The organism is Rathayibacter sp. VKM Ac-2879 (assembly GCF_015351245.1).
In the GTDB taxonomy this organism is placed as follows: Bacteria; Actinomycetota; Actinomycetes; order Actinomycetales; family Microbacteriaceae; genus Rathayibacter.
In genome coordinates, this window is sequence record NZ_JADKSO010000004.1 from 236,189 (window position 1) to 257,526 (window position 21,338).

Consider the following 21,338-nt stretch of genomic DNA (forward strand, 5'->3'; position numbering starts at 1 on the left):
CTACCGAACGCATAGTCTGGTCTTTATTGATATTCAATAAAGACCAGATCGGATGAGTTCGTGAAAGTTCAACAGAGCTATGTCGTAGCCGGCCGTGTTGCCCTGGTCACGGCGATAGCCGTGACCATCATCTGCGCTGCGGTTGCCACTGTGTTCGCCGTCGGGCACCTGGTTGAGGCGATGAGCGGTCGGGCGGTGGTCACCGTGCCAGCGCTCTCCACTATCGCGCCGGGAAGCATCGGGCCTGATGTGGAGTGGGCACGCTACGCGGGTGTGACGATGTTCGTCACTGACACCGCGGATGCGAGTGCGTTCTTGACGGGTTCGGCGCTGCTGTCACTCGGGTCAATTCTGACCGGTGGTGCGGCCCTCGTTCTCCTCTGCGTCAGCCTGTTGCGGACGCGTCCGTTCGACGTGTCAGTGATCGTCGCCTGGTTCGTGGCGGCGGTGGTCACGCTGGCGTCGGGGATCGCGGGGCCACTAATGCGCGGGCGGGCGATTGAGCGCATCGTGCAGTCGTTGCCGGCACCAGCGCCTTCCGATCTGATCGGTCGCGGCGACACGGCTCTCTACGTCGCGCACGAGCTGGCTGCGCTTCCGTTGCTCGCGGGTGGGGCTCTCGTCTTGGTCGCCGTCGCGCTCACCGTGGCTCGCAAGCTCCGTCGCGACGCCGACGGGATCGTTTAGTGCCATCCGCAGGAGCTCCTGACCGTCATGTGCATTGCCGGCTGACGGAACTGCTCGACGAGCGCGGAATGAGCCTCACCGAGCTCAGCGAGCGGGTTGGAGTTACTATCGCAAATCTCTCGATCCTCAAGAACGACCACGCCAAGGCGATCCGCTTCACGACGCTCACCGCCATCTGCGATGTCCTCGACTGCACGACGGGGGAGCTCTTCGTGATCGTCCCTGGACCACTCCCCGCGCGCAAGAGGCGGAAGGGCGCTCCCAAATGACGCTAACCATCGCTCGAGCCTCTCTTGACGTCGACGTCGCGCGCTGTCTGACTGGTGATATGACAAGCGACGCGGTTCTCGATTCCGTCCGGCTCCTGGCGCGTGCGGCGGCGACCGAGGAGTTGCTGTCGGACGTGGACTCGCTGTCCGCGGGGATCACTGCGGCCGGGTGGGTTCGCAATGTGAATGGGGGCCAGTGGTCGCGGGAGGGACAACCTGGCTGGTCCCTGTTCTCCAGTGATCACGCACCAGGCCTGGCCGTCTTCCTCTCTGACGATGACGTCCAGGTGGTCTACGCCTGCGGCCAGGAGCTCGCCCGACGTCTCGATCGCGAAGAAGGGTTGCGGCGCCACGGCGCGGACCCCGGCTGGCCGGACTGGGCACGGGAGGATCCGCGGTGGACCGACTGGTCCGGCCTCGAGGCCGACTGGGTGACCTGGCACGGCGGACCCGCACGCGTCTCACTGAACGTCAGGCCCGCCTACCAGCCCGGCAGGATTGTGGAGCCACCCCACCTCCACTTCCAGATCGAACGCCTCGACACCCCGTCGGATGGGCTGCCGGAGGACGACGAGCACGATCGGCTCGTCGCCCGCACCGGATCGTCTCTCGCCCGCTGGCACCTGGCAGGAAAGATGCGACTACCCGATGACGTCGTACGAGCACTCGAAAAGGATGACGATCCCGCAATCGTCGCGGCCGTCAAAGGGTACGAGAAGTTCCGCAACGCCGACACGAAGTGGAGAGCATCACTTGTCGAGAACGAGCAAGCCTGACTCTTCCTAGTCGGTGCCAGGTCGGAACCGCCCCCGCATGGGCCTTACTATCCTCCGCTGCAAGCGTCCCAACTGCCCCGCCCCTCGATAGTCGAGACACCGAACGGCGCGAAAAGGCCGCCACGCAGCGCCGCAGTTCACAGTCCATCGCTGACCGCTTCCAAGTAACCCCGTAAACGATCGTTTCCGGTCTACTGAGCGCGAAGGCCATCGAGGATGAGCTCGAGCATGTGCGAAGATCGATCCCCAGGTCCGGGCGCCGCCCGCCAGAGCGCACCGGTGAGTTGAAGGAAGTCACCGGGCTCCGCATCGGCGCGGATGGCTCCTGCCTCCTTCCCAGCGTCGAGCAGCATCCCAATAGCCGCCACCACAGGACCGTAAGTCTGTTCGTTGATCGCCTGATGAGCACCAGGGCTCAGAGCATTGCCGAGCCCATGCTTTCTCCGCATCGCTTCAACAAGCCCCACCGTCCACGCGCGCAGCGCGTCCCGCGGAGGTAGCTCATCCAAGAGCGTCGGCGCTGTATCGACGATCCGCGCCACCTCGTCCTGGTAGACGGCCAGGACCAGAGCCTCGCGGGTCGGATAGTTGCGGTAGAGGGTGCCCGCGCCGACGCCGGCGCGTTGAGCGACCTGGTTCATCGACGTTGCACCGTCCTCACCGAACGCCTCGCGTGCCGCGGCGAGGATGCGTGCCCGATTCTCTCGGGCGTCGGAACGAACCATGGGAACCTCATCTTGCTAACTGGAGACCTCTCCACTAGATTAATGGAGAACTCTCCACATCCTACAGAGGAGCACCATGGAATACACCAAACTCGGCATTACCGGCCTCGACGTGTCACCGATCGCCATCGGCGCGATGACCTACGGCGAGCCCGACCGCGGCCACCCCGTCTGGTCCAAGGACGAAGACGAGGCCCGTCCGCTGATCAAGCACGCCCTCGACGCGGGGATCAACTTCTTCGACACCGCGAACATGTACTCCAACGGGTCGAGCGAGGAGATCCTCGGCCGGGCCCTCAAGGACTACGCGAACCGCGACGACATCGTGATCGCGACGAAGCTGCGCCACCCAATGCGCCCGGGCCCGAACGGGAAGGGCCTGTCGCGGAAAGCGATCATGACCGAGGTCGACCACTCCCTCGAGCGCCTCGGGACCGACTACATCGACCTGTACCAGGTGCACCGCAACGACCACGCCACACCGCTCGAGGAGACCCTCGAAGCGCTCAGCGACCTCGTGAAGGCCGGCAAGGTTCGCTACCTCGGGGCGTCGTCGATGTTCGCGTGGGAGTTCGCGAAGGCGCTCCACCTGCAGAAGACCAACGGGTGGGCTCGGTTCGTGTCCATGCAGGACCACTACAACCTCCTCGCCCGCGAGGAGGAGCGCGAGATGATCCCGCTCGCCCTAGACGAGGGTGTGGGCACGATCATTTGGAGTCCGCTTGCTCGCGGTCGTCTGGCCCGCGGCTGGGACAACGCCCGCTCGACGGCCCGCTCCGACTCGGACGGCGACTACGCCGACATGCTCTACTCGCCCGCCGAGGAAGAGTCGAACCACCAGATCATCGACGCCGTCGGGCAGGTGGCCGAGCGCCACGGCGTCAGCCGCGCCTCGATCGCCCTCGCCTGGCTGCACGCTCAGCCGGTCGTCACCGCACCGCTCGTCGGGGCCGGTTCCACGGAGCAGATCGATGACGCGATCGCGTCGCTCGATGTGCAGCTCACCGACGGCGATGTCACGGCGCTAACTGCCCCGTACACGCCCCGTTACGACTGGCAGGGTGTCTCCGACGAGGCCACGATGAACGCCATTCGCGCCCGTGTCCCCGGCATGAAGCTCTAACGAGTCCCCGCATCCGTTCCGGCGCGGCCACCCCGCGCCGGAACGGCGCTCTCCCTGGCTCCGGCGTGATCGCCGCCCGCCGCCCGCACCCCAGAAAATTTTCAGCTCGCCGTTTCGGCGCACTCTTCACGATTTCAGGAGACACAACATGGCACAGGTACTCGTCACCGGCGGGTCCGGATTCATCGCGAGCTGGTGCGTCCTCCAGCTGCTCGAGGCCGGCCACACCGTCCGCACCACCGTCCGCAACCTCGCCCGCGAACCGGCGCTCCGCAAGCAGCTCCACGACGCGACGAACTTCCCCGACGACCACCTCGAGGTCGTCGCGACCGACCTGCAGATCGACACCGGATGGGCCGACGCGGTTGCCGGGTGCGACTTCGTTCTCCACGTCGCCTCACCGACGCTGCGGAACGCGGGTGCGACCGAGGACGAGATGGTCGCCGCCGCCCGCGACGGCGTCCTCCGCGTGCTGCGTGCCTCGCGTGACGCAGGCGTGAAGCGTGTGGTGCTGACGAGTGCATTCGGGGCGGTGGGCTACGGCCATCCCCGCCGGGCCGCGCCGTACACGGAGGAGGACTGGACCAACGTCGACGCGAACATCGCCCCGTACCAGAAGTCCAAGACCCTCTCCGAGAGAGCCGCGTGGAAGTTCATCGAGGAAGAGGGTGGCGCGCTCGAGCTCGCAGCCGTGCACCCGGTGGCCGTCATCGGCCCGGTCCTCGGCCCCGACGACCCGCCCTCGCTCAGGATCATTCGCAACATGCTGAATGGCGACGTGCCGGCATGCCCGCCGTTCGGGTCGAGCTGGGTTGACGTCCGCGACGTCGCTGACCTCCACCTTCGCGCCATGACCGACCCTGCCGCCGCCGGTCAGCGTTGGCTCGCCTCGGCGGGCAAGAGCCTGCGCATCATCGAGGTAGCGCGGATCCTGCACCAGCAGCTCGGCGAACGAGCCGCGAAAGCACCCACCCGCGAGCTGCCGCTCCCTGTGGCCCGAGCCCTCAGCCTGTTCAACCCGCAGATGAAGGCGCTCCGCCCGCAGCTCGGCCGCGACTTCGACGCCACCAGCGCCAAGGCGGAACGGCTCCTCGGCTGGCACGCCCGCCCCATCGAGGACACCATCCGCGAGACTGCCGAAAGCCTCCTCGCCCACGAGCTCGTCGACTGAGACCCGGCCTACCGCCATTCAGCTCGACCCGCCAACGCGGGCCGAGCCCCACTTACACAACCACTGCACACTGCCCACCAGGAGAATCGACACATGCCCACCATCGCGTCCGGAAGCTCATCGATCTTCTACCAGGAGTTCGGCGACGCAGCGGCCCCACCGCTTGTCCTGATCCACGGACTGTTCAGTGATTCGACGTCGGTGGCCTCGCTCGCCACTGCCCTGTCGGCACGGTTCCGAGTTATCGCGCCCGACATGATCGGGCACGGGCGTTCGTCCCGGACCGAGCTGTTCACCCTCGCGGATCAGGGACGCGCGGTGAACGATCTTACGGCGGCGCTCGGGTACGAGTCGTCGGCCATCGTGGGGATCTCGATGGGGTCCTACGTCGCCGCGCAGGCCACGATCCTCGATCCGGCCCGAACCTTCCGGCTCGTCCTCGTCGTCCCAAAGGGGCACGGCAAGACCTCGTCGGTGGCCGCATACGCGGAACGGCAAGGCATCGACCTTCGTACGGTCGCGCCCGAAGACCTCCCCAGTCTCATGGCCGACGCGCTGTGGTCGCCGTCGACGTCCCAGGAACGGCGTGACGAGATCCTGTCGGCGTCGGCCGCGAATCAGATCGTTCTCACCCCCGGCGAACAAGCCGCCGTTGAGCGGTCCTTGGCCGGCTTCGATTTGCGGCCCGAGCTGCCCACCATCACGGCACCAACACTGATCATCTCCGGCCGGGCCGACGGCCTGAACCCGCCGACCGCCGGCGAGGAGATTGCGCACCTCGTCCCCGACGCCACCTTCACGATCTACGCCAACGCCGGCCACATGCTCGCCGGCGAAGAACCCAACCGCCTCGCTGCCGACGTTACAGCCTTCATCGACTCCCCGAGCACCTTCACGGTTAGCACCTACACCGACCAAGAGTTGTCCTAACGCCCGCCGCACGCGCGGAAGCAACCACAAACGATCTTTTCTGGGGCATGCCGGGGCGGTCAGAGGAAGAGCGGCCCACAAAGGGGTGCCGTATCGAAACCAGTTACGGGACGATCGGTTTCGGACCGGAGTTTTGGGAGGCAGGCCGTTAGGTCACGCGCGAGGCTGTGACTCCGTGCGGCGTCGTCGGCTTTGGATGAGTCCTACGAGGCCGATTCCGAACCAGACCAGGTTGAGCGCGGCCGACGGCCACGCTGAGTAGTACGCGGTGTTGAGCATCAACGCCAGGCCGCCGATGAGGTTCATGGTCTGGTAAACCCAGCCTCCAACGCTGAGGCGGCGGGCGGTCAGCAGGGCGTATGCCGCCAGCAGCAGGATCGTACCCGTCCATCCAATGATCCCGATCAGCAATTCCACGCTGTCCTCCGTGTCTCTGTTTCCAGGAGAATGACATTCATCAGGACTTATCTGGTATCCGCTTCTTGTGAAGCACCGGTGAAGGGATGCTTATGGACGTCGATGTGCCGCGATTGATGGTGTTGCGTGCCGTGCGGGATGCAGGGGGCGTGCTCGCCGCAGCAGATGAGCTGCATGTCAGTTCCTCCGCGGTGTCGCAACAGCTCTCCAAACTCGAACGGGAAACCGGCCTGGCTCTCGTGGCGCGAGGCGCGAACGCACCTGTCCGCCTAACTCCTGCCGGCAGGCGACTGGCCAAACGCGCCGACGCAATTGCCGCCGAGCTCCGATCAGCTCGACGCGACATCGCGCAGCTCGCAGATCAGCAGCAGCGAACGGTCCGAGTGGGCGCTTTTCCATCCGCCCTTCAAGCACTCGTGATACCCGCAGCAGCCGCGCTCCGTTCGTCCGGGTTCGATGTGCAGGCGATAGAGACCCGCGACGAGACGGCGACGCTCGATTCCCGGCTACGCAGCGGCGACCTCGACGTAGTTGTCATCAAGCAAGACGGCCCCCAGCCGTCGGCCGACGGCATCACGGAAACCGTGGTGCTCGATGATCCCTACCGCGTTGTGATTCCAACGGCCTGGACGACTCCGGCCAGCTTCACCGACTTGCTCGATCGCCCTTGGACAGGCCACCCCGCGGGATCACCCGGACGGGCCGCGCTCGAACGCCTCGAACGGCAAGAGGGAACCGCGCTACGCATCGAGCACGAGTGCACCGAGTACCCCGTCGCGATCGCCCTGGCCGCAGCCGGCCTGTCTGCGAGCATCGTCCCTCAACTCGTTTTGACCGTGATGCCACACGAGGGCATTCGAGTGGTCGACCTTGCGGACGTCGGATCGCGTCGGATCGTCGCTCGGCAGCGGGACATGCCGGAATCGACAATCGCGATAGACGCTGTGCTCGACCATCTGCGACACCGGCCCATCTTGTAGGTTTCCGCAATCGCTCGAAACTGATCGATTCCGGCACAACTGTCGACGGCACCGCGGCGACGTTGACACGCCGTGCCGAAACCCTGTGCCAAAACCACCCATGGTCCAAAACCCAATTCGACCGTTTTCGGCCCATAAATGGTAGAATCGAAGCACGTCACGAGAGGGGCAACCATGGTCCGCACACTCATCGCCGCACCGCCGGCACAGGCCGCCGCTGCCGACCGTCTGGCGTTCGCGGATGCAGCGCTCGCGCTGGCTGGCCACGAGGTCACCGACCCGGCGCTACGCGCCATCGTTGAGCAGGCCGCCCGCCATGAGCTGACGGGGGATGAGGCGCGCGCTGCGATCCGTCGCCACGTCCAGGGCTGATGCCGCGCGGCACCACTTTTCGTACCTGGGATGACTACTTCATCCCAGGTACTTCTGTGTTGAGGAACAAGTTCACCGCTCCCGGCAAGCCGCACGGCGAACCCGACCCGAACAAGCTCCGCACGTTGGAGGAGGCCTTCGCGCACACGCGCATCCAGGAGCTGCGCGAGAACCCGCTACCCGGACGGTTCGACTACGACCACATGAAGGCGATCCACGGGTATGTGTTCCAGGACGTCTACGAGTGGGCCGGTCAGGAACGGGTGGCTCCGGCGGGGCAGTTCATGACGAAGGACGGGCACGCCTACTACGGCGCCGGCCCTCACCTGACGGCGGCCGCGGAGGCCGAGTACGCCAAGCTCGCCGGCAAGGACTACCTGCGCGGGCTGACGCAGGCGAAGTTTGTCGACGAGCTCGCGGAGAGCTGGGGGGAGCTGAACGTCATCCATTTCGCGAGGGAGGGCAACACGCGCACACAGTTCGTGTTCTTCTCCCAGCTCGCTGAGCAGGCCGGCTACCGGATCGACGCCGCCCAGTTTGCTCCCGGCTCGCCGTTGCGGGACGAGTTCGTGCAGGCGCGGTTCCACTCCCAGGACACCGGTCGAAATGACCAGCTCGCCGCGGTCTTGGGGAAGGCGATCACCCCTTTAGGCCGTGACGCTTCGGCGTCTCGAATGAGCGACAACGGGGTAGCCGAGGCTCTGCGCGCCAGCTTCCCCCTGAGCGCGAAGTCGGCCGTGCGTTCGACACCCCAGCCGGGCACACGTGCTGCGGAACGGTCCTCAACGCAGCGACCCGACAGGGGAAGAACTGATACAGGACGGGGCGGGCGTGACTAATCCGATGACCACTCGATTCGATATCGAGCAGCGATGGCCGGAGTTGTTTGATGGCCTGACCAAGACGCAGCGTTGGTCCATCGTGCAGTCCCTCGCGGCGGCGTGGCATGAGGGATGGGAACCGAACCGCGCCGACGCAGCCAACCTCACCGACTTTGTCGCCGGTCGGATCGACGATGCAGAGTACACCCGCCGATCGCATGCTTTGGCTGAGCGCGTGCGGGGGAGTGCTCAGTGAATGTCATCGGTTACGCCCGAGTGTCGAAGCGTGAGCAGAACCCTGCCGCTCAGGAGGCCGAGCTACGCGCAGCGGGAGCCGTGCGTGTGTTCGTCGACCACGGCGAGTCGAGCCGCATCGCAGACCGCCCTCAGTGGCTCGCCTGCCTCGACTACCTCAACGAGGGCGACACCCTCCTGGTGCGTCGCCTCGACCGGCTCGGAGGGTCGGAGCGGATCATCATCGAGACGCTGCACGACCTCGACCGCCGAGGGGTGAACATCAAGAGCCTGACGGAACCGATGATCGACACCACTACCCCGATGGGCCGCGCCCTGTTCGGCATGGTCGCCGTGTTCGCGCAGCTCCGCGTCGACACGATCCGGGAGAACACGATGCGCGGCCTCGCACACGCGAAGTCGCAGGGGAGGGTCGGGGGCCGGCCGTCGAAGATGACGCCGGAGAAGATCACTCAGGCGCAGCGGATGCGCGCCGAGAACCGCAGTCTCGACCACATCGCCGGGGTGCTCAGCGTCGGGAAGTCGACCGTCGCCCGCGCCCTCAGCAAAGCCGATCAGGAACTCACCCAGGCTCAGCGGTAGCGCTGTCCTGGTCGTCGTGCAGCAGGACACCCGGAGAACCGTCGACGTCAGGGCGCGGCCCAAGTGTCGGTATAGAGATCCCATGTACGACGCTCTTCTCCCCAACGTTTTCGTCGGTATCGCCGTCGCGCTCATCGTGGTCGGCACGGTCGTGCTGTTCAGCACGACCGACCGAATGGGAAAGACTCTCGCCGCCGCGCGACGGATCGTTTGGGGTCTCGGCATTATGGGAGTGGGAGCGGCCTTCTGGACTGCTTCGCTTTGGGTCGACGGCACCGGCTGGCTGCCTGGTCGGATCATCACGACGGTGATTGTCGTTGCGGGCCTGGCGTACGCCAGTCTGCGGATTCCGCGGATCATGGCTGCCGCCCGGGAGCGCGACGCTGCCGCTCACCAGGCACAGTCATGACGAACGTCGTCGCTACGCCAGGGTGTCGAAGCGGGATCAGACCCCGGCAGCGCAAGAGGCCGAGCTGCGCGCCGCGGGGGCTGTCCGAAGACAACCCATCCGGATGCAGCAATAGTCATCTGCCCATCCTGGCGAGGATTCTGCTGTTCACGGCGACGACTTCTTCGCGCGCTCGCGTTGCTTGGACTCCTTCGGCCGGGGAGCGTCTCTGCGAAGAAGCAGCTCGAGCACGCGGAGAGCTTTGTCGCTCCGCGGTCCGGTCGCGAAAATCGCCATGAGGACCGCAACGCCCACGATCGCGAGGTAGCCGGCGCCCAGGCTGGCTGGGGCTGCGACAACAGGCTCGATGAAGGGAAGAAGGGTGGCCAGGGGTGGCACCGTGTCTCCAACAACTGGCGCGAACTCCCCACCCGCTCAGCGCCGGTCTCAGATGACAGGTCAGCTCTTGTTCGGCACGGACGAATCCGCATGTCCTGATCGAGTCGGTGGTCGGTTGATCCGGTCGGTGGGGATACCCGGACGAACGCCAACAGCGATGAGAACGCCGCGATGCTCGCGATGCCTCGGTGGCGAAGCCTCGACCCCGGAACTCCCGCAGGAACTCGAACGCCAGCTCCGGCTCCTCCGGGTGGCCGACACTGTTCTCGACCAGCCCGCAGTACCCGACCGGCCCCGCCGTGGCCAGCTGCTCCACGACGAACAAGCCCGGTGCCGGTGTCTGTTCGTATCCGCGAAGCCACATCTGCATCTCAGCAACAGTGGGGTGACCGTCGGCGGTGATACGCCGCTGTGCGGGGACGCGCTCGTCGCGCTCCTCCCACAACCGGCGGTGGAATGCGGCGTCGGCAATCCGCGACGGGCGCAGTCTCAAACGCTCCGAACGCAACTCGACCGGTTCCGAACGCGCGTCCTGAATCTCCACAGGAGCAGTCTGCCGTGCCCGATAGCTCAGCTCGATACCGTCCCGTCAGCCGATGGTCATCCGGTCAGTTCCGAGCGCTGGTGTCACCTCAGAGAATCGTGGGCCGGCAGGGCGGCCGGATTGGGAGACGCGGACCGGGTTCCCCACCAGTCGCCTACTTCACCCGGGCAGGTCCGCGGTGCGTGCTGGCACCGGGGACGTCCCAGGCGGAGAGGAGGCCGAGCATCGAGCGCTTGTCCTCGAGGTCGGGGTTCCGGGTCAGGAGGAGGTGCAGATCTCGGACGATGAGGTCGAAGTACTCTCCCTCGGTCCGACCTTCGGGGCGCGAAAGATGCGACGCCTCGGCGGGCCAGAGTGAGTCGGTGCCGAGCATCAACTTCACGGGGTGCACTACGCAGCGACAGCGGGGGTCATCGCCGACGCCGCAAGAGGATTCCGGGTCGACTCGGGGGCGCGTGACCGCGCGGTAGAACTTCGATCCTCCGTGCTGGCCCTCCCCACCCCGACTGAGGTCGCTGCGCGCATCGAAGCTCTCTGTACCTGACATCTTCCGCTCCTGCGGGGGAGCGGTCGCGCGTCCCGTAGGGGGATCGCTGTGCGGGTCATCGCTATTCGAGGAGAGCGTCCGCGGCGAGCTCAGCAAGGCGGTGGTCGCGATCGGGCTCATCAGCGGTGATGGTGACCACGGCCTCGCGTCCTTGGTCTAAGACGATGTACTGCCCGCGGGCGCCGTCGAGTCGCCAGCAGTCTCGCGAGCGGCGTGAGCGTGGGACATGAGGACCTCCTGGTAGGAGTCGAAGCGGCAGCAGCTCCACTCTCAACCGGGAGATCCTCACCCCGTCTCAACGACTACAGCGAATCGTCACACCTCAACCAACGTCCCTGGACAGAACACCTAGTCCGCTGGGCGATCCGGCGTAGGGGAATGCGACCGAGCTACGCCGGCTCCTCGCGACTCGGCGTCGATGAGGATCTCGGCGGCACGACGGGCCTGGAGCGCCGCCTCCGGACTGCCGGCGATGGCCGCAGTCGTCTGCGCGCCCTCGGCGAGGAGCGCGAGCTGCGCCGCGAGCTCGGCTCCGCCTCCGACCTGCTCGGCGAGCAGCGCGAGAAAGCGCTGGAACGACTCCTTGTGCTCGCGGGCCAGAGCCGCGACCGCCGGATTCGAGGAACCGAGCTCGCCGAAGGCGTTGATGAAGCCGCAGCCGCGGAACGAATCCTCGGAGAACCAGTCGAAGAGGAAGTCGTAGATCGCCAGCAGCTTGCCGCGCCCCTCCGAGGCTTCGGCGACACGCGCACTCACGCCGCGGGTCCACTGCTCGTGCCGACCCTGCAGGACGGCGACGACCACAGCCTCCTTGCTCGCGAACTGCGAGTAGAGCCGCTTGAGCGACACGCCGGCCGCCGTGCGCAGCTCGTCCATGCCCACCGCTTGGATGCCCCGCTCGTAGTAGAGCCCGTCGGCCGCCTCGAGGATCGCCGTGCGCACGGCGAGGTCGTCGAGGAGGCGGGACGTCATCCCTCCATGCTAGGCGTTGCGGGAACGTTCGTTCTCGGGAGAGGCCCCGCCCGCCCGCGTCCTTCCGCCGGCACGCGCTGCTAGCGTCGCCGCCAGAGACCGCGGATCGAAGACGCCCGCGGGTCACGAGCCGGAGGTGGCGGGAATGGCGCTGACGATGCAGGCCGATGACTTCGGCGGTCCGGAGGCGTTGCGCGCCGTCGACGTCGACCCGGGGGCGCCCGGTCCCGGGCAGGTGCGGATCGCGGTGCGAGCCGCGGGAGTGAACCCGGCCGATGCGAAGCTCCTGCGCGGCGCCTTCGGTCGCGGACGACGTCCGGTGCGGCCGGGGAGCGAGGCCCTCGTCATCGCCGTCGCGAACTTCTCCTTCGTCGACGTCCGGTGCGGCCGGGGAGCGAGGTCTCAGGCGTCGTCACGGCGGTCGGAGACGGGGTGCGACCGGTACTCCACGTCGGTGACGAGGTGGTCGGCTTCCGCGTCGCGGGAGGGTACGCGGCCGAGATCGTGGCGCCAGCCTCCGCGGTGTTGCCCAAGCCCGAAGGCCTGAGCTGGGAGGCAGCGGCCGGGCTGCTGCTCGCCGGCACGACCGCCGAGCACCTCCTCCAGGCGACGCGGGTGACGGCGGGGGAGACCGTGCTCGTGCACGGGGCAAGCGGAGGCGTCGGCTCGCTCCTCGTCCAGCTCGCCCGGGCGCGCGGCGCACGGGTGCTCGGGACGTGCAGCACCCGAGGCGAGGGCGTCGTCCGCCGCTTCGGCGGCGAGCCGCTGCACTACGGGTCCGGGCTCGAGGAGCGTGTGCGATCCGCGGCTCCCGAGGGCGTTGCCGCGGCGCTCGACACAGCCGGCACGGCGGAGGCGCTCGACGCCTCGGTCGCGCTCGTCACGGACCGATCGCGCATCGCGACCATTGCAGGCTTCGCCTCTGCGACCCGGCTCGGCGGGATCCTGCTGCTGGGTAGCGGCGCCGGTGCCGACCCGGGAACCGCCCTGCGCGACGCCGCCCGTGCGCCGCTGCTCGACCGCGCTGGACGCGGGGAGCTCGAGGTGGCGCTCGGCGCCTCCTTCCCCCTGCGGGAGGCGGCCTCCGCGCTCGCCCTGGTCGAGTCGGGCCGCGCGGGAGGCAAAGTGGTGCTGCTCCCCTGAGCGCAGACCTCGCGAACGGGCTCTTCGCCGTGGCGCCCGCACCGCGCGTACGCGGCGCTCCAGGCAGGGGTGCCGGCCGGCGCGCACGTCGTCCTAGGTGAGGTATTCCACGTCGTCGTACTGCAGCGGGTCGTCCTCGAGCTCCGGATCCTCGACGGGGACGTCCTCGTGCTCGAGGATGACCGCCACGCCGGGGGAGACGAGCACGCAGACCTCGCGTTCTCCGGCGATCATGAAGCTGACCATGTCGCCACGGTTGCGGACTGCCTCGACCAAGCGTCGCTCGAGCTCCTTCGCATCGAGCGAGACGTCGAGAAGGAACCGGCGGCCGTCGATGCTGAGTGTCGTGCGCTTCACCGTCTCCACGTCGTCCGGAGGCGTCGTGCGCCGCCCGGGGGTCACGGCCTTCACGCGCAACGGTGACGCGGGCATCCGGATGACGGCGTTCATCCGGGCTCCGGTCGGGCTTCGTGGTGACGGCGACCGTGGGTGCGGCGGTCGTCCTTCATCTCGGACTCGAACACGTGTCGGCGGCCGGAGGCGAGCTCTTCGCGGGCTGCGCGTTCGTGATCGCGGAACGCGCGGTAGTAGCCGTCGTCGTACTCCTCGACGATCTGGAAAGTCCAGCGGCCCTCGAGCGCGTTGCGTCCGACGAGATCCGTCTCGAGCCGGTCGGCGAGGGCGTCATGGCCGGCCTCGCGGAAGGCGCCGACCGACCGACCGAGGGCGAGGTCGGCGGCACCGGTCAGCCGATGGAAGCCGTAGAGCAGGCCACGTGCGTGCTCGATGGTCTCGAGCGCCTCCGAGAGAGCGCCCAGTGCCGCGACGGTGGCGTCGTCGAGACCCTCCGGGCGCAGGTGCGCGGAGTCGGGGTGGTCATGTGAGCTGCTCATCTCCGAGAGCTTAGGCCGACGCTCTTATCGTGTGACCCCCTTGCGCCCCCGCCCGGAACGGGTCGTGTCCGCGGCGGCAGCGGCACGAGCCGCACGTCGTGCAGCGCGCCGCGGTCAGCGACGGCGGTGATGACGGTGCAGACGGGTTGGCGTCGGCGGTCGGTTGGCGATCCCGGGTTGAGGAGGCGTAGGCCGCGGGGCGAGACCGTGTCCCACGGGATATGGCTGTGTCCGAAGACGAGCAGGTCAGCGCCCGGGTAGGCGGTGTCGGCACGCACCTCCCGTCGCGCCGCCGGCACGGTCTCGTGCACTACCCGCACGTCGAGGCCGCCGAGCGAGGCGCGGGCGACCTCGGGGAGGCGGGATCGCACACCCGCCGGATCGTTGTTGCCCCACACTCCGAGCAGCAGCGCGGCGCGCGACTCGAGCGCGTCGAGTGTCGCCTCGTCCACCCAGTCGCCGGCATGGACGACCACGTCGGCGGCGTCCACCGCCGCCCACACCTCGGCGGGCAGCTCCTTCGCCCGCTTCGGCAGATGGGTGTCGGCGAGCAGGAGGAGGCGGACGGGTCCCTCCACGCGCGGAGGTGTTCCGTCGTCGGCGAGGCGGAGCAGAGGCATCAGCGGAACGAGCGGAGACGGAGGCTGTTGAGCACGACGAACACGCTCGAGAATGCCATCGCCGCTCCCGCAACCAGCGGGCCGAGCAGTCCGGCCATCGCCAGCGGGATCGCGGCGACGTTGTAGGCGAAGGCCCAGAACAGGTTGCCGCGGATCACACCGAGCGTCCGGCGGCCGAGACGCAGAGCGTCGGGCACTCGGGCGAGGTCGTCTCCCACGAGCGTGATGTCGCTCGCCTCGATCGCGGCGTCGGCTCCCGCGCCCATCGCGATCCCGAGGTCGGCGGCGGCGAGCGCGGCGGCATCGTTCACGCCGTCGCCGACGAGGGCGACGCTTCGGCCCTCTGACCGCAACCGCTGCACGAGGGCGAGTTTCTCCTCCGGGAGCACCTCGGCGACGACCTCGTCGATGCCGACCGCGGAGGCGACACCTCGAGCTGCGCGAAGAGTGTCGCCTGTGAGGATCAGCGTCCGCAGGCCGCGTCGCTGCAGACGGGCGACGGTGTCCGCCGCTTCCGGCCGCACCTGGTCGCGGAGTACCGCGAAGCCGCGCAGCTCGCCGTCCCACCCGACTCCGACGACGGTGCCGCCGTCGCGCGCGGCGGCCAGGGCCTCCTCGGAGAGGGTCCCTGGCGCGAACCCCCACTGCTCCTCGAGCCAGCGCAGACGGCCGGCGATCACGAGCCGACCCTCGACGTGGGCGCGCACGCCGTCGCCGGCGCTGGCACGGAATCCGCTCGTCTCGGGCAGCGCGAGCCCGCGTTCGCGCGCCTCGCGCACGATCGCGGCGGCGAGGGGGTGCTCGGATTCGCGCTCGACGGCCGCGAGCAGCCGCAGGCTCTCGTCGCCGCTCGCCGCGCTCACCTTGAAGGCGCCGGTGGTCAGTGTGCCGGTCTTGTCGAAGACGATCGTGTCGATCGTGCGGCTGGCCTCGAGCACCTCCGGCCCGCGAATGAGGATGCCGAGCTGTGCCCCCCGGCCTGTGCCGACGAGCACGGCCGTTGGAGTCGCGAGCCCGAGCGCACAGGGGCACGCCACGACCAGGACGGCCACGGCGGGCGAGATCGCGGAGGCGAGGTCGGCCCCCGCGAGCAGCCAGCCGACGAGCGTCGCCAGCGCGAGAGCGACCACGACGGGCACGAACACCGACGAGACGCGATCGGCGAGCCGCTGGACCTGCGCCTTGCCGGCCTGCGCCTCCGAGACGAGGCGTCCCATCCGCGCGAGGGTCGTCGCCGAGCCGACACGGTCGACCCGCACGAGGAGGCTGCCGTCGAGGGTGAGGGCCCCGCCCGTCACGGTGGAGCCTGGCCGTGCCTCGACGGGAACGCTCTCGCCCGTGAGGAGGCTCGCGTCGATCGCGCTCGCGCCCTCAAGCACGGTGCCGTCTGCCGCGATGATCTCGCCGGGGCGGACGCGGAGTCGGTCGCCGACCATCAGGGTCGCGGCCGGCACTCGCTCCTCGCTGCCGTCGGAGGAGACCCGGACCGCCTCCTTCGCACCGAGCCGAAGCAGGGCACGCAGCGCGGCACCGGCGTCGCGTTTAGACCGCGCCTCCAGGAACCGGCCGGTGAGCACGAGCACCGGCACGGCGGCGGCGACCTCGAGGTAGATCTCGTCATGACCGGACCGCGTGCCGAGCAGCTCGAACGGCATGCTCATCCCCGGCCGCCCCGCGTCGCCGAGGAAGAGGGCGAAGAGCGACCAGAGGAAGGCGGCGCTCACGCCGAGGCTGATGAGGGTGTCCATGGTGGTGGAGCCGTGTCGGAACGCCCTCCAGGCGTTCCGGTGGAAGGGGAGGGCACCCCAGACGGCGACGGGAGACGCGAGGGCCAGGCACAGCCACTGCCAGTTCGCGAACTGCAGCGCAGGCAGCATCGACAGTGCGACGACGGGGGCTGCCAGGAGTGCGGAGGCCCGCAGTCGTACGAGGAGGGCGCGGCGCTCGCGCTCGTCGGCGCCGGGCTCCGGCGTGCCTCCCGACGCGGAGGAGTCGTCGGGCGAGGAGGAGTCGTCGGGCACGGTCGCCGTGTAGCCGGCCGCCTCGACCGCGGCGATCGCGTCGGCGGCGGTCGTGCCGGGAGGCAGGGTGAGCGTCGCTCGTTCGAGGGCGAGGTTGACGGTCGCGGCGACGCCGGGGAGGGCGTCGAGGCGGCGCTCGACGCGGGCGACGCAGGAGGCGCAGGTCATGCCTCCGATCGCGAGTTCGAGCGGCGTGCCGGCGGCCATCTCAGGAGAGGGGTGCGAGGCGGTAGCCGGCGTCGGCGACGGCTGCGGCGATCTCCTCGCGGCTGAGCGGTCGGGAGGAGCCGACGGTGACGGTCGAGACGCCGTCGGGCACGAGCGAGACGTCGACGCCGTGGACGTCGGGGTAGGCCGCGAGCTCTTCGGTGACGCTCCGGACGCAGTGCTCGCAGGTCATCCCGGCGACGCCGAAGCTCTGTGTCGACGAGGAGGCGACGCTCCCGTGGTCGGCGCTGTGGCCCGCGCTGCTGTGGCCGCCGCAGGCGCAGGCTCCGGTGCCTCCGCAGCCGTTCGCCCCGATCGCCGTGAGCCCGAGGTCGATCCTGGTGGTCATGTGGTCCTCCTCTTAGACGACGTTCCCCGACGAGATAATACCCCCCGGGGGTACTCATACCCTAGTCCGCCGACCCGCCGTCGACAAGGCACACCGACAAGGCCCGAGGATAGTAAGGGACGGGCAGGTCCCGGCAGTCTGCGCACGAGAAAGGGGACGGACATGGACTCCACGCCATCGCGGGGCGGTCCCTCGGCCCCTCCGGCGCCCCTGCCCCCGCGGGCACGCTTCGAGCCGGCTGCGCTCCTCACCGCGCCGCTGCACGCACGCGCTCTCCCCGCCTCCGTCCGTTCGCGAGTGCTCCAGTCGGCTCCCGAACGTCGACGTCGCCTGGCCGAGCTCGCGTCGATCAGCGGAGGCTTCGCGGTCCTGCGCACTCCGGAGTTCGACCGCGCGCTTCGGCGGATCGCGGCCCCTGCCTCCGTCGCTGCCGCCGACGCCGCCGCCGTACTCGCGGTCGGCAGCGAGGGCCTCGAGCTCATGGCCGAGCGCGCCGATGCGCTGCTCGTGACCGAGTGGAGGCGCCTCGCCGCGGTCGGCGTCGGCACCACCGCCTCCGGAGCCCGTCGGGTGCGGGCCGTCGTGCTCACCGTGCTGGCGCCGCGCGGCGCCCCACCCCACGCCCGGAGGGGCGGCCTCGTCTCCGCCGTCGCCCGAGCATCGGCGGAGGCGCTCGCCGCTCGCCGCAGCCCGCGCACTGTTCTCGTGCCCCTCGTCGTCGCCTCCCCGGGCCCGCTCGGCTGGGGTGTGGCCGACGACCGCACCTTCCGCCTCGCGCTCGAGCGGCTGGCGCGCGCGCATCGAGAGCACACCCGGTGAGGGCCCGGCTCCCCTTCGCGCTCGCCGCCGTAGCGGCGTTGCTGCTCGGGCTCGCTCTGCGGTTCCTGCTGACCGGGCTGCTCGCCGACGTGGCGGGGGGCGTCTTCTACGTCGTGCTCGTCGCCCTTGTGCTCGTCGTCGTCTCTCCACGCCTTCCGCCCGTCGTGGCAGCGGGGGTCGCGCTCGCGTGGTCGATTGCCATGGAGGAGCTCCAGGCCATCGGGGTCGCGGGGCGACTCGTCGAGCTCTGGGCGCCCCTGCGCCTGGTCGTCGGCACCACCTTCTCGTGGCTCGACATCGCGTCCTCCGTGCTGGGCGCGCTCGTCGCGGTGGGCGTGCTGATCGCGATCGGGCCGCGGGCGGAGCGGCCGACGGAGTGAACGACTCCTCCCCGAGACGCCGGCCTCTCGCCGAAGCACCGGGCCCGCCGGGGTGTCTCGGTGCCCTCCGCGGTGTCCCGGGTCCGTGCGGCCTGATTAGGGTGGGGCCATGAGCGAGGCGGTAGTCCCCGGTACGTCGGCGTCCCCCCGGCACGAGACACCGCCGCACGACCGGCGCCGCGATCGGCGCATCCCCGAGCCCGTCGATCGCTTCGCCACGGGGGAGGAGTTCCCCGAGTACCGCGTCGACCTCGAGCGCATCCGTTTCTCGCCCTACTTCGCTCGACTCTCCGCCGTGACCCAGGTCATCTCTCCCTCAGGAGTCGGCCAGGTCGTACACAACCGGCTCACCCACTCCATCAAGGTCACCGCCGTCGCACGCGCGATCGCCATGCAGCTCACCACCACCGATCCGGCGCAGCGCGAGCTGGTCGAGCGGCTCGGAGGCTGCGACCCGGTGGTCGTGCAGGCCGCGGCCAGTGCACACGACCTCGGGCACCCTCCGTTCGGGCACCTCGGCGAGCAGGCGCTCGACCGGCTGGCGCGCGAGCGCCTCGGCCTCGCCGAGGGCTTCGAGGGCAATGCGCAGTCGTTCCGCATCCTCTCGGAGCTCGACGTCTGCGAGACCGTGGAGGTGGGCCTCAACCTCACCGCCGCCTCCCGCGCCGCCGTGCTCAAGTACCCATGGGGTCGCAGTGTGTGCCGGCCCGAGATCGACTCCGCCGACCCCACCGAGCTGCCGCGCGGTTCGACGGCGAGCCAGTGGGAGACCGCGCCGCCCAAGTTCTCGGCGTACACGCTCGACCTCGACGACCTGCTCGACGCCCGCGCCGGAGTGACGGCGATCGCGCCGTGGCAGCAGACGCTCGAGTGCTCGGTGATGGACGTCGCCGACGACATCGCCTACTCACTGCACGACCTCGACGACTTCTACCGGGCGGGAGTGCTGCAACAGGCGGCGGTCGCGGTCGAGTTCCGCGCGTTCCTCCGCGAGCAGAACACGCTGGCCGCGCTCGACGCCGACGAGCTGTGGGGCAGGGCACCGGGCCACTCGCTCGAGATGCTGCGGCGGAGGCTCGTCGCCCGCGATCCGTGGATAGCGAGCGACGAGCACTTCCGCGCCTCGGTCGAGCGGGTCTCGGCCGAGCTCGTGGAGGGCCTGCTCGCCGTGCCCTTCGACGGGTCGACGCGGACGGAGCGGGCGATCGAGGCGTTCGTCTCCTCCTGGATCGGCCGCCTGCAGCGTTCGGTCGTGCTGCTCGCCCGCCCGAACGTGCGCTCGGGCCACCTGTCGCTGCTCCCCGATGCCTGGCACGACGTGGCGGTACTGAAGTTCGTGCACACCCGCTTCGTGATCGACCGGCCCGACTTCGCGACCTATCAGCGCGGCCAGTCGCAAGTGCTCGAGACGCTCGTGACCCACCTCGACGCGTGGCTCGAGGATCCGCGCGACGGCTCCCGCGCCCCCCAGAAGCTGCTCGACCTCATCGAGTTGGCGACCGACGGCTACTTCCGGTTGCGCGCCGACCATCCCGACTGGCTCCCGGCCGACGAGCGAGGGCGTCCCGTCGCCGACCCTGCTGCGCTCCGGCGGCTGGGGCGAGCGCGCGGAGTCGTCGATTACGTCGCCACGCTCACGGATGAGCAGGCGATGGCGCTCGCCGCCCGCCTCCGCGGGGACCGTGAGCCGTGGGCGATGGGGACCTGAGGCGAGCGGGGTGAAGGCGCCCCGCTACGGCGGGTTGACACCGCCTCGCCGCTGTGCGCCTCGGCCACGACCCCCGTCATCTCGGACGAATCGGCCCTCCGCGAGCGCAGACCGGGTGTCCCGGAGGCGTCCAGACGGTGTCGAGGAAGCCACCCGCGGGTGACAGCGTAAAATTGCGGAGGCACATGCCAGGATCACAACTCGACAGGGAGTTCCGTTGGACGGAAACGCAACGACTACGCACCGCAACGTCGCATTGCTGTCCGTCGCCACCACGATGGCTCCGCGAGTGACGACATCGGACGAGATCGATGCGCGACTGGCTCCGGCACTGAAGCGACTGCGACTGCCCACGGGGCTCCTCCAGCGGGTCGCCGGGGTGCACGAGCGCCGCAACTGGGGCGCCGAGCAGGGCTTCGACGGAGCGGCGATCGAGGCGGGCAAGCGCGCCCTCGCCGAGGCGGGAATCCGGCCCGACCAGATCGGGCTCCTCATCAACACCTCGGTCACCCGCAAGCATCTCGAGCCCTCGGTCGCCGTGCGCTTGCACCACGGGCTGGGACTGCCGTCGTCGGCGATCAACTTCGACATCGCCAACGCCTGTCTCGGCTTCGTCAACGGGATCACGCTCGCGGCGCAGCTCATCGACTCCGGTCAGATCCGCTACGCAATGATCATCGACGGCGAAGACGCCGACGAGATCCAGGCCAACACCATCGAGCGGCTTAGCCGCGACGGGGTGAAGCGCAAAGACTTCATGAGCGAGTTCGCGAGCCTCACGCTCGGCTCCGGCGCCGCCGCCGCGATCCTCGGCCCGGCCGACGAGCATCCCAAGGGGCACCGGATCCTCGGAGGCATCACCCGCGCGGCCACGCAGTTCAATGAGCTCTGCGTCGGCAGCGTCGACGGCATGTTCACCGACGCAAAGGCGCTGCTCAAGGGCGGGATGGAGCTCGTGCTCTCGGCCTGGAAGGAGGCCACCCGCGACTGGAACTGGGGTGGGATGGACCGCTACATCATGCATCAGGTGTCGGATGTGCACACGGACGCGCTCGTGAAGGCGGTGGGCCTCGACCGCTCGCGCGTCCCCACGACCTATCCCACCCTCGGCAACGTCGGTCCCGCGTCGATCCCGATCACCCTGGCCCAGGAGGCCGAGACCCTGAAGCCCGGCAATCGGGTGCTGCTCATGGGAGTGGGCTCGGGGATCAACACGGCGATGCTCGAGATCGCCTGGTGA

General features: G+C 69.0%; 27 protein-coding genes and 1 pseudogene. 17 read left to right on the forward strand and 11 right to left on the reverse strand.

Annotated features, from left to right (window positions below; all coding sequences use genetic code 11):
* Positions 1-60: 60 nt before the first annotated feature.
* The 3 genes from ITJ45_RS11945 to ITJ45_RS11955 are packed head-to-tail and all read left to right on the forward strand — an operon-like array spanning position 61 to position 1,732.
* Positions 61-687 carry a hypothetical protein gene (locus tag ITJ45_RS11945; protein ID WP_194610062.1) on the forward strand — a complete coding sequence of 209 codons (627 nt, stop codon included), beginning with the start codon at positions 61-63 and terminating at the stop codon, positions 685-687.
* On the forward strand, positions 687-956 hold the full coding sequence (locus ITJ45_RS11950) for a helix-turn-helix transcriptional regulator (protein ID WP_323743002.1): 270 nt from the start codon (positions 687-689) through the stop codon (positions 954-956). Before ITJ45_RS11945 ends, ITJ45_RS11950 begins: the two co-directional genes overlap by 1 nt.
* A 59-nt stretch (positions 957-1,015) precedes the next feature.
* The gene (locus ITJ45_RS11955) at positions 1,016-1,732 is read left to right on the forward strand and encodes a hypothetical protein (protein WP_194610058.1); all 717 of its coding nucleotides are present in this window, start codon (positions 1,016-1,018) and stop codon (positions 1,730-1,732) included.
* A gap of 191 nt (positions 1,733-1,923) precedes the next feature.
* Here the strand turns inward: ITJ45_RS11955 and ITJ45_RS11960 are convergent, their stop codons facing one another.
* Positions 1,924-2,457 (reverse strand): TetR/AcrR family transcriptional regulator, encoded by a 534-nt coding sequence (locus tag ITJ45_RS11960; RefSeq protein ID WP_194610056.1) that lies wholly within the window; start codon positions 2,455-2,457, stop codon positions 1,924-1,926.
* A 76-nt stretch (positions 2,458-2,533) separates the two neighbouring features.
* On the opposite strand from ITJ45_RS11960, the gene ITJ45_RS11965 reads away from it, so the two are divergent.
* The 3 genes from ITJ45_RS11965 to ITJ45_RS11975 all read left to right on the forward strand — a co-directional run bounded on the left by ITJ45_RS11965 (position 2,534) and on the right by ITJ45_RS11975 (position 5,681).
* Positions 2,534-3,580 (forward strand): aldo/keto reductase, encoded by a 1,047-nt coding sequence (locus tag ITJ45_RS11965; RefSeq protein WP_194610054.1) that lies wholly within the window; start codon positions 2,534-2,536, stop codon positions 3,578-3,580.
* 148 nt (positions 3,581-3,728) lie between these two features.
* Entirely contained in the window at positions 3,729-4,751 is a 1,023-nt protein-coding gene (locus ITJ45_RS11970) for an SDR family oxidoreductase (RefSeq protein WP_194610053.1), read from the forward strand.
* 93 nt (positions 4,752-4,844) lie between these two features.
* Entirely contained in the window at positions 4,845-5,681 is an 837-nt protein-coding gene (locus ITJ45_RS11975) for an alpha/beta fold hydrolase (protein WP_194610051.1), read from the forward strand.
* Positions 5,682-5,834: 153 nt separating this feature from the next.
* Here the strand turns inward: ITJ45_RS11975 and ITJ45_RS11980 are convergent, their stop codons facing one another.
* Entirely contained in the window at positions 5,835-6,098 is a 264-nt protein-coding gene (locus tag ITJ45_RS11980; RefSeq protein WP_194610049.1) for a CBU_0592 family membrane protein, read from the reverse strand.
* A gap of 92 nt (positions 6,099-6,190) precedes the next feature.
* Between ITJ45_RS11980 and ITJ45_RS11985 the strand changes: the two genes are divergently transcribed.
* The 6 genes from ITJ45_RS11985 (at position 6,191) to ITJ45_RS12010 (ending at position 9,517) form a co-directional block, all read left to right on the forward strand.
* Entirely contained in the window at positions 6,191-7,078 is an 888-nt protein-coding gene (locus ITJ45_RS11985; RefSeq protein WP_194610047.1) for a LysR family transcriptional regulator, read from the forward strand.
* Between the two features lie 174 nt (positions 7,079-7,252).
* Complete coding sequence (locus ITJ45_RS11990; RefSeq protein ID WP_194610045.1) at positions 7,253-7,450, forward strand: hypothetical protein; 198 nt, start codon at positions 7,253-7,255, stop codon at positions 7,448-7,450.
* A gap of 56 nt (positions 7,451-7,506) precedes the next feature.
* A complete protein-coding gene (locus ITJ45_RS11995; protein WP_323743001.1) occupies positions 7,507-8,289 on the forward strand; it encodes a Fic/DOC family protein in 783 nt (260 codons plus the stop codon).
* Between the two features lie 4 nt (positions 8,290-8,293).
* Complete coding sequence (locus tag ITJ45_RS12000; protein ID WP_194610041.1) at positions 8,294-8,527, forward strand: hypothetical protein; 234 nt, start codon at positions 8,294-8,296, stop codon at positions 8,525-8,527.
* Positions 8,524-9,108, forward strand: a complete 585-nt coding sequence (locus tag ITJ45_RS12005) for a recombinase family protein (protein ID WP_194610039.1) — start codon at positions 8,524-8,526, stop codon at positions 9,106-9,108. The genes ITJ45_RS12000 and ITJ45_RS12005 overlap by 4 nt, the downstream gene beginning before the upstream one ends.
* 82 nt (positions 9,109-9,190) lie before the next feature.
* Positions 9,191-9,517 (forward strand): hypothetical protein, encoded by a 327-nt coding sequence (locus tag ITJ45_RS12010; RefSeq protein WP_194610037.1) that lies wholly within the window; start codon positions 9,191-9,193, stop codon positions 9,515-9,517.
* Between the two features lie 147 nt (positions 9,518-9,664).
* On the opposite strand, the gene ITJ45_RS14100 is transcribed toward ITJ45_RS12010, so the two are convergent.
* The 4 genes and pseudogenes from ITJ45_RS14100 to ITJ45_RS12025 form a co-directional block, all read right to left on the reverse strand.
* Entirely contained in the window at positions 9,665-9,895 is a 231-nt protein-coding gene (locus tag ITJ45_RS14100; RefSeq protein ID WP_228493876.1) for a hypothetical protein, read from the reverse strand.
* 229 nt (positions 9,896-10,124) lie between these two features.
* A pseudogene (locus ITJ45_RS14465) lies at positions 10,125-10,439 on the reverse strand (GNAT family N-acetyltransferase); the annotation flags it as partial.
* 154 nt (positions 10,440-10,593) lie between these two features.
* On the reverse strand, positions 10,594-10,821 hold the full coding sequence (locus ITJ45_RS12020) for a hypothetical protein (RefSeq protein ID WP_194610033.1): 228 nt from the start codon (positions 10,819-10,821) through the stop codon (positions 10,594-10,596).
* A gap of 513 nt (positions 10,822-11,334) precedes the next feature.
* A complete protein-coding gene (locus ITJ45_RS12025; protein WP_194610031.1) occupies positions 11,335-11,958 on the reverse strand; it encodes a TetR/AcrR family transcriptional regulator in 624 nt (207 codons plus the stop codon).
* Positions 11,959-12,339: 381 nt separating this feature from the next.
* Here ITJ45_RS12025 and ITJ45_RS14105 point away from each other — a divergent pair, with 381 nt between their 5' ends.
* Positions 12,340-13,101, forward strand: coding sequence for an NADP-dependent oxidoreductase (locus ITJ45_RS14105; protein WP_416365298.1), 762 nt, complete (start codon positions 12,340-12,342; stop codon positions 13,099-13,101).
* A 93-nt stretch (positions 13,102-13,194) separates the two neighbouring features.
* On the opposite strand, the gene ITJ45_RS12035 is transcribed toward ITJ45_RS14105, so the two are convergent.
* From ITJ45_RS12035 to ITJ45_RS12055, 5 genes are read right to left on the reverse strand one after another with little or no spacing between them, the layout of a single operon-like run.
* Positions 13,195-13,551 carry a hypothetical protein gene (locus ITJ45_RS12035; RefSeq protein ID WP_194610029.1) on the reverse strand — a complete coding sequence of 119 codons (357 nt, stop codon included), beginning with the start codon at positions 13,549-13,551 and terminating at the stop codon, positions 13,195-13,197.
* Positions 13,548-13,994, reverse strand: a complete 447-nt coding sequence (locus ITJ45_RS12040; RefSeq protein WP_194610027.1) for a hypothetical protein — start codon at positions 13,992-13,994, stop codon at positions 13,548-13,550. Before ITJ45_RS12040 ends, ITJ45_RS12035 begins: the two co-directional genes overlap by 4 nt.
* The gene (locus ITJ45_RS12045) at positions 13,991-14,614 is read right to left on the reverse strand and encodes a metallophosphoesterase family protein (protein ID WP_194610025.1); all 624 of its coding nucleotides are present in this window, start codon (positions 14,612-14,614) and stop codon (positions 13,991-13,993) included. Before ITJ45_RS12045 ends, ITJ45_RS12040 begins: the two co-directional genes overlap by 4 nt.
* On the reverse strand, positions 14,614-16,842 hold the full coding sequence (locus ITJ45_RS12050) for a heavy metal translocating P-type ATPase (RefSeq protein ID WP_194610023.1): 2,229 nt from the start codon (positions 16,840-16,842) through the stop codon (positions 14,614-14,616). Before ITJ45_RS12050 ends, ITJ45_RS12045 begins: the two co-directional genes overlap by 1 nt.
* A 1-nt stretch (position 16,843) precedes the next feature.
* Positions 16,844-17,191 carry a heavy-metal-associated domain-containing protein gene (locus ITJ45_RS12055; RefSeq protein WP_194610021.1) on the reverse strand — a complete coding sequence of 116 codons (348 nt, stop codon included), beginning with the start codon at positions 17,189-17,191 and terminating at the stop codon, positions 16,844-16,846.
* A gap of 162 nt (positions 17,192-17,353) precedes the next feature.
* Here ITJ45_RS12055 and ITJ45_RS12060 point away from each other — a divergent pair, with 162 nt between their 5' ends.
* From ITJ45_RS12060 to ITJ45_RS12075, 4 genes are all read left to right on the forward strand, one after another.
* The gene (locus tag ITJ45_RS12060) at positions 17,354-18,010 is read left to right on the forward strand and encodes a hypothetical protein (protein WP_194610019.1); all 657 of its coding nucleotides are present in this window, start codon (positions 17,354-17,356) and stop codon (positions 18,008-18,010) included.
* Positions 18,007-18,390, forward strand: a complete 384-nt coding sequence (locus tag ITJ45_RS12065; protein ID WP_194610017.1) for a DUF2809 domain-containing protein — start codon at positions 18,007-18,009, stop codon at positions 18,388-18,390. Before ITJ45_RS12060 ends, ITJ45_RS12065 begins: the two co-directional genes overlap by 4 nt.
* Positions 18,391-18,499: 109 nt before the next feature.
* Positions 18,500-20,098 (forward strand): deoxyguanosinetriphosphate triphosphohydrolase family protein, encoded by a 1,599-nt coding sequence (locus ITJ45_RS12070; protein WP_194610015.1) that lies wholly within the window; start codon positions 18,500-18,502, stop codon positions 20,096-20,098.
* Between the two features lie 217 nt (positions 20,099-20,315).
* Positions 20,316-21,338: a 3-oxoacyl-ACP synthase III gene (locus ITJ45_RS12075; protein ID WP_194610013.1), complete on the forward strand. Its 1,023-nt coding sequence runs from the start codon at positions 20,316-20,318 to the stop codon at positions 21,336-21,338.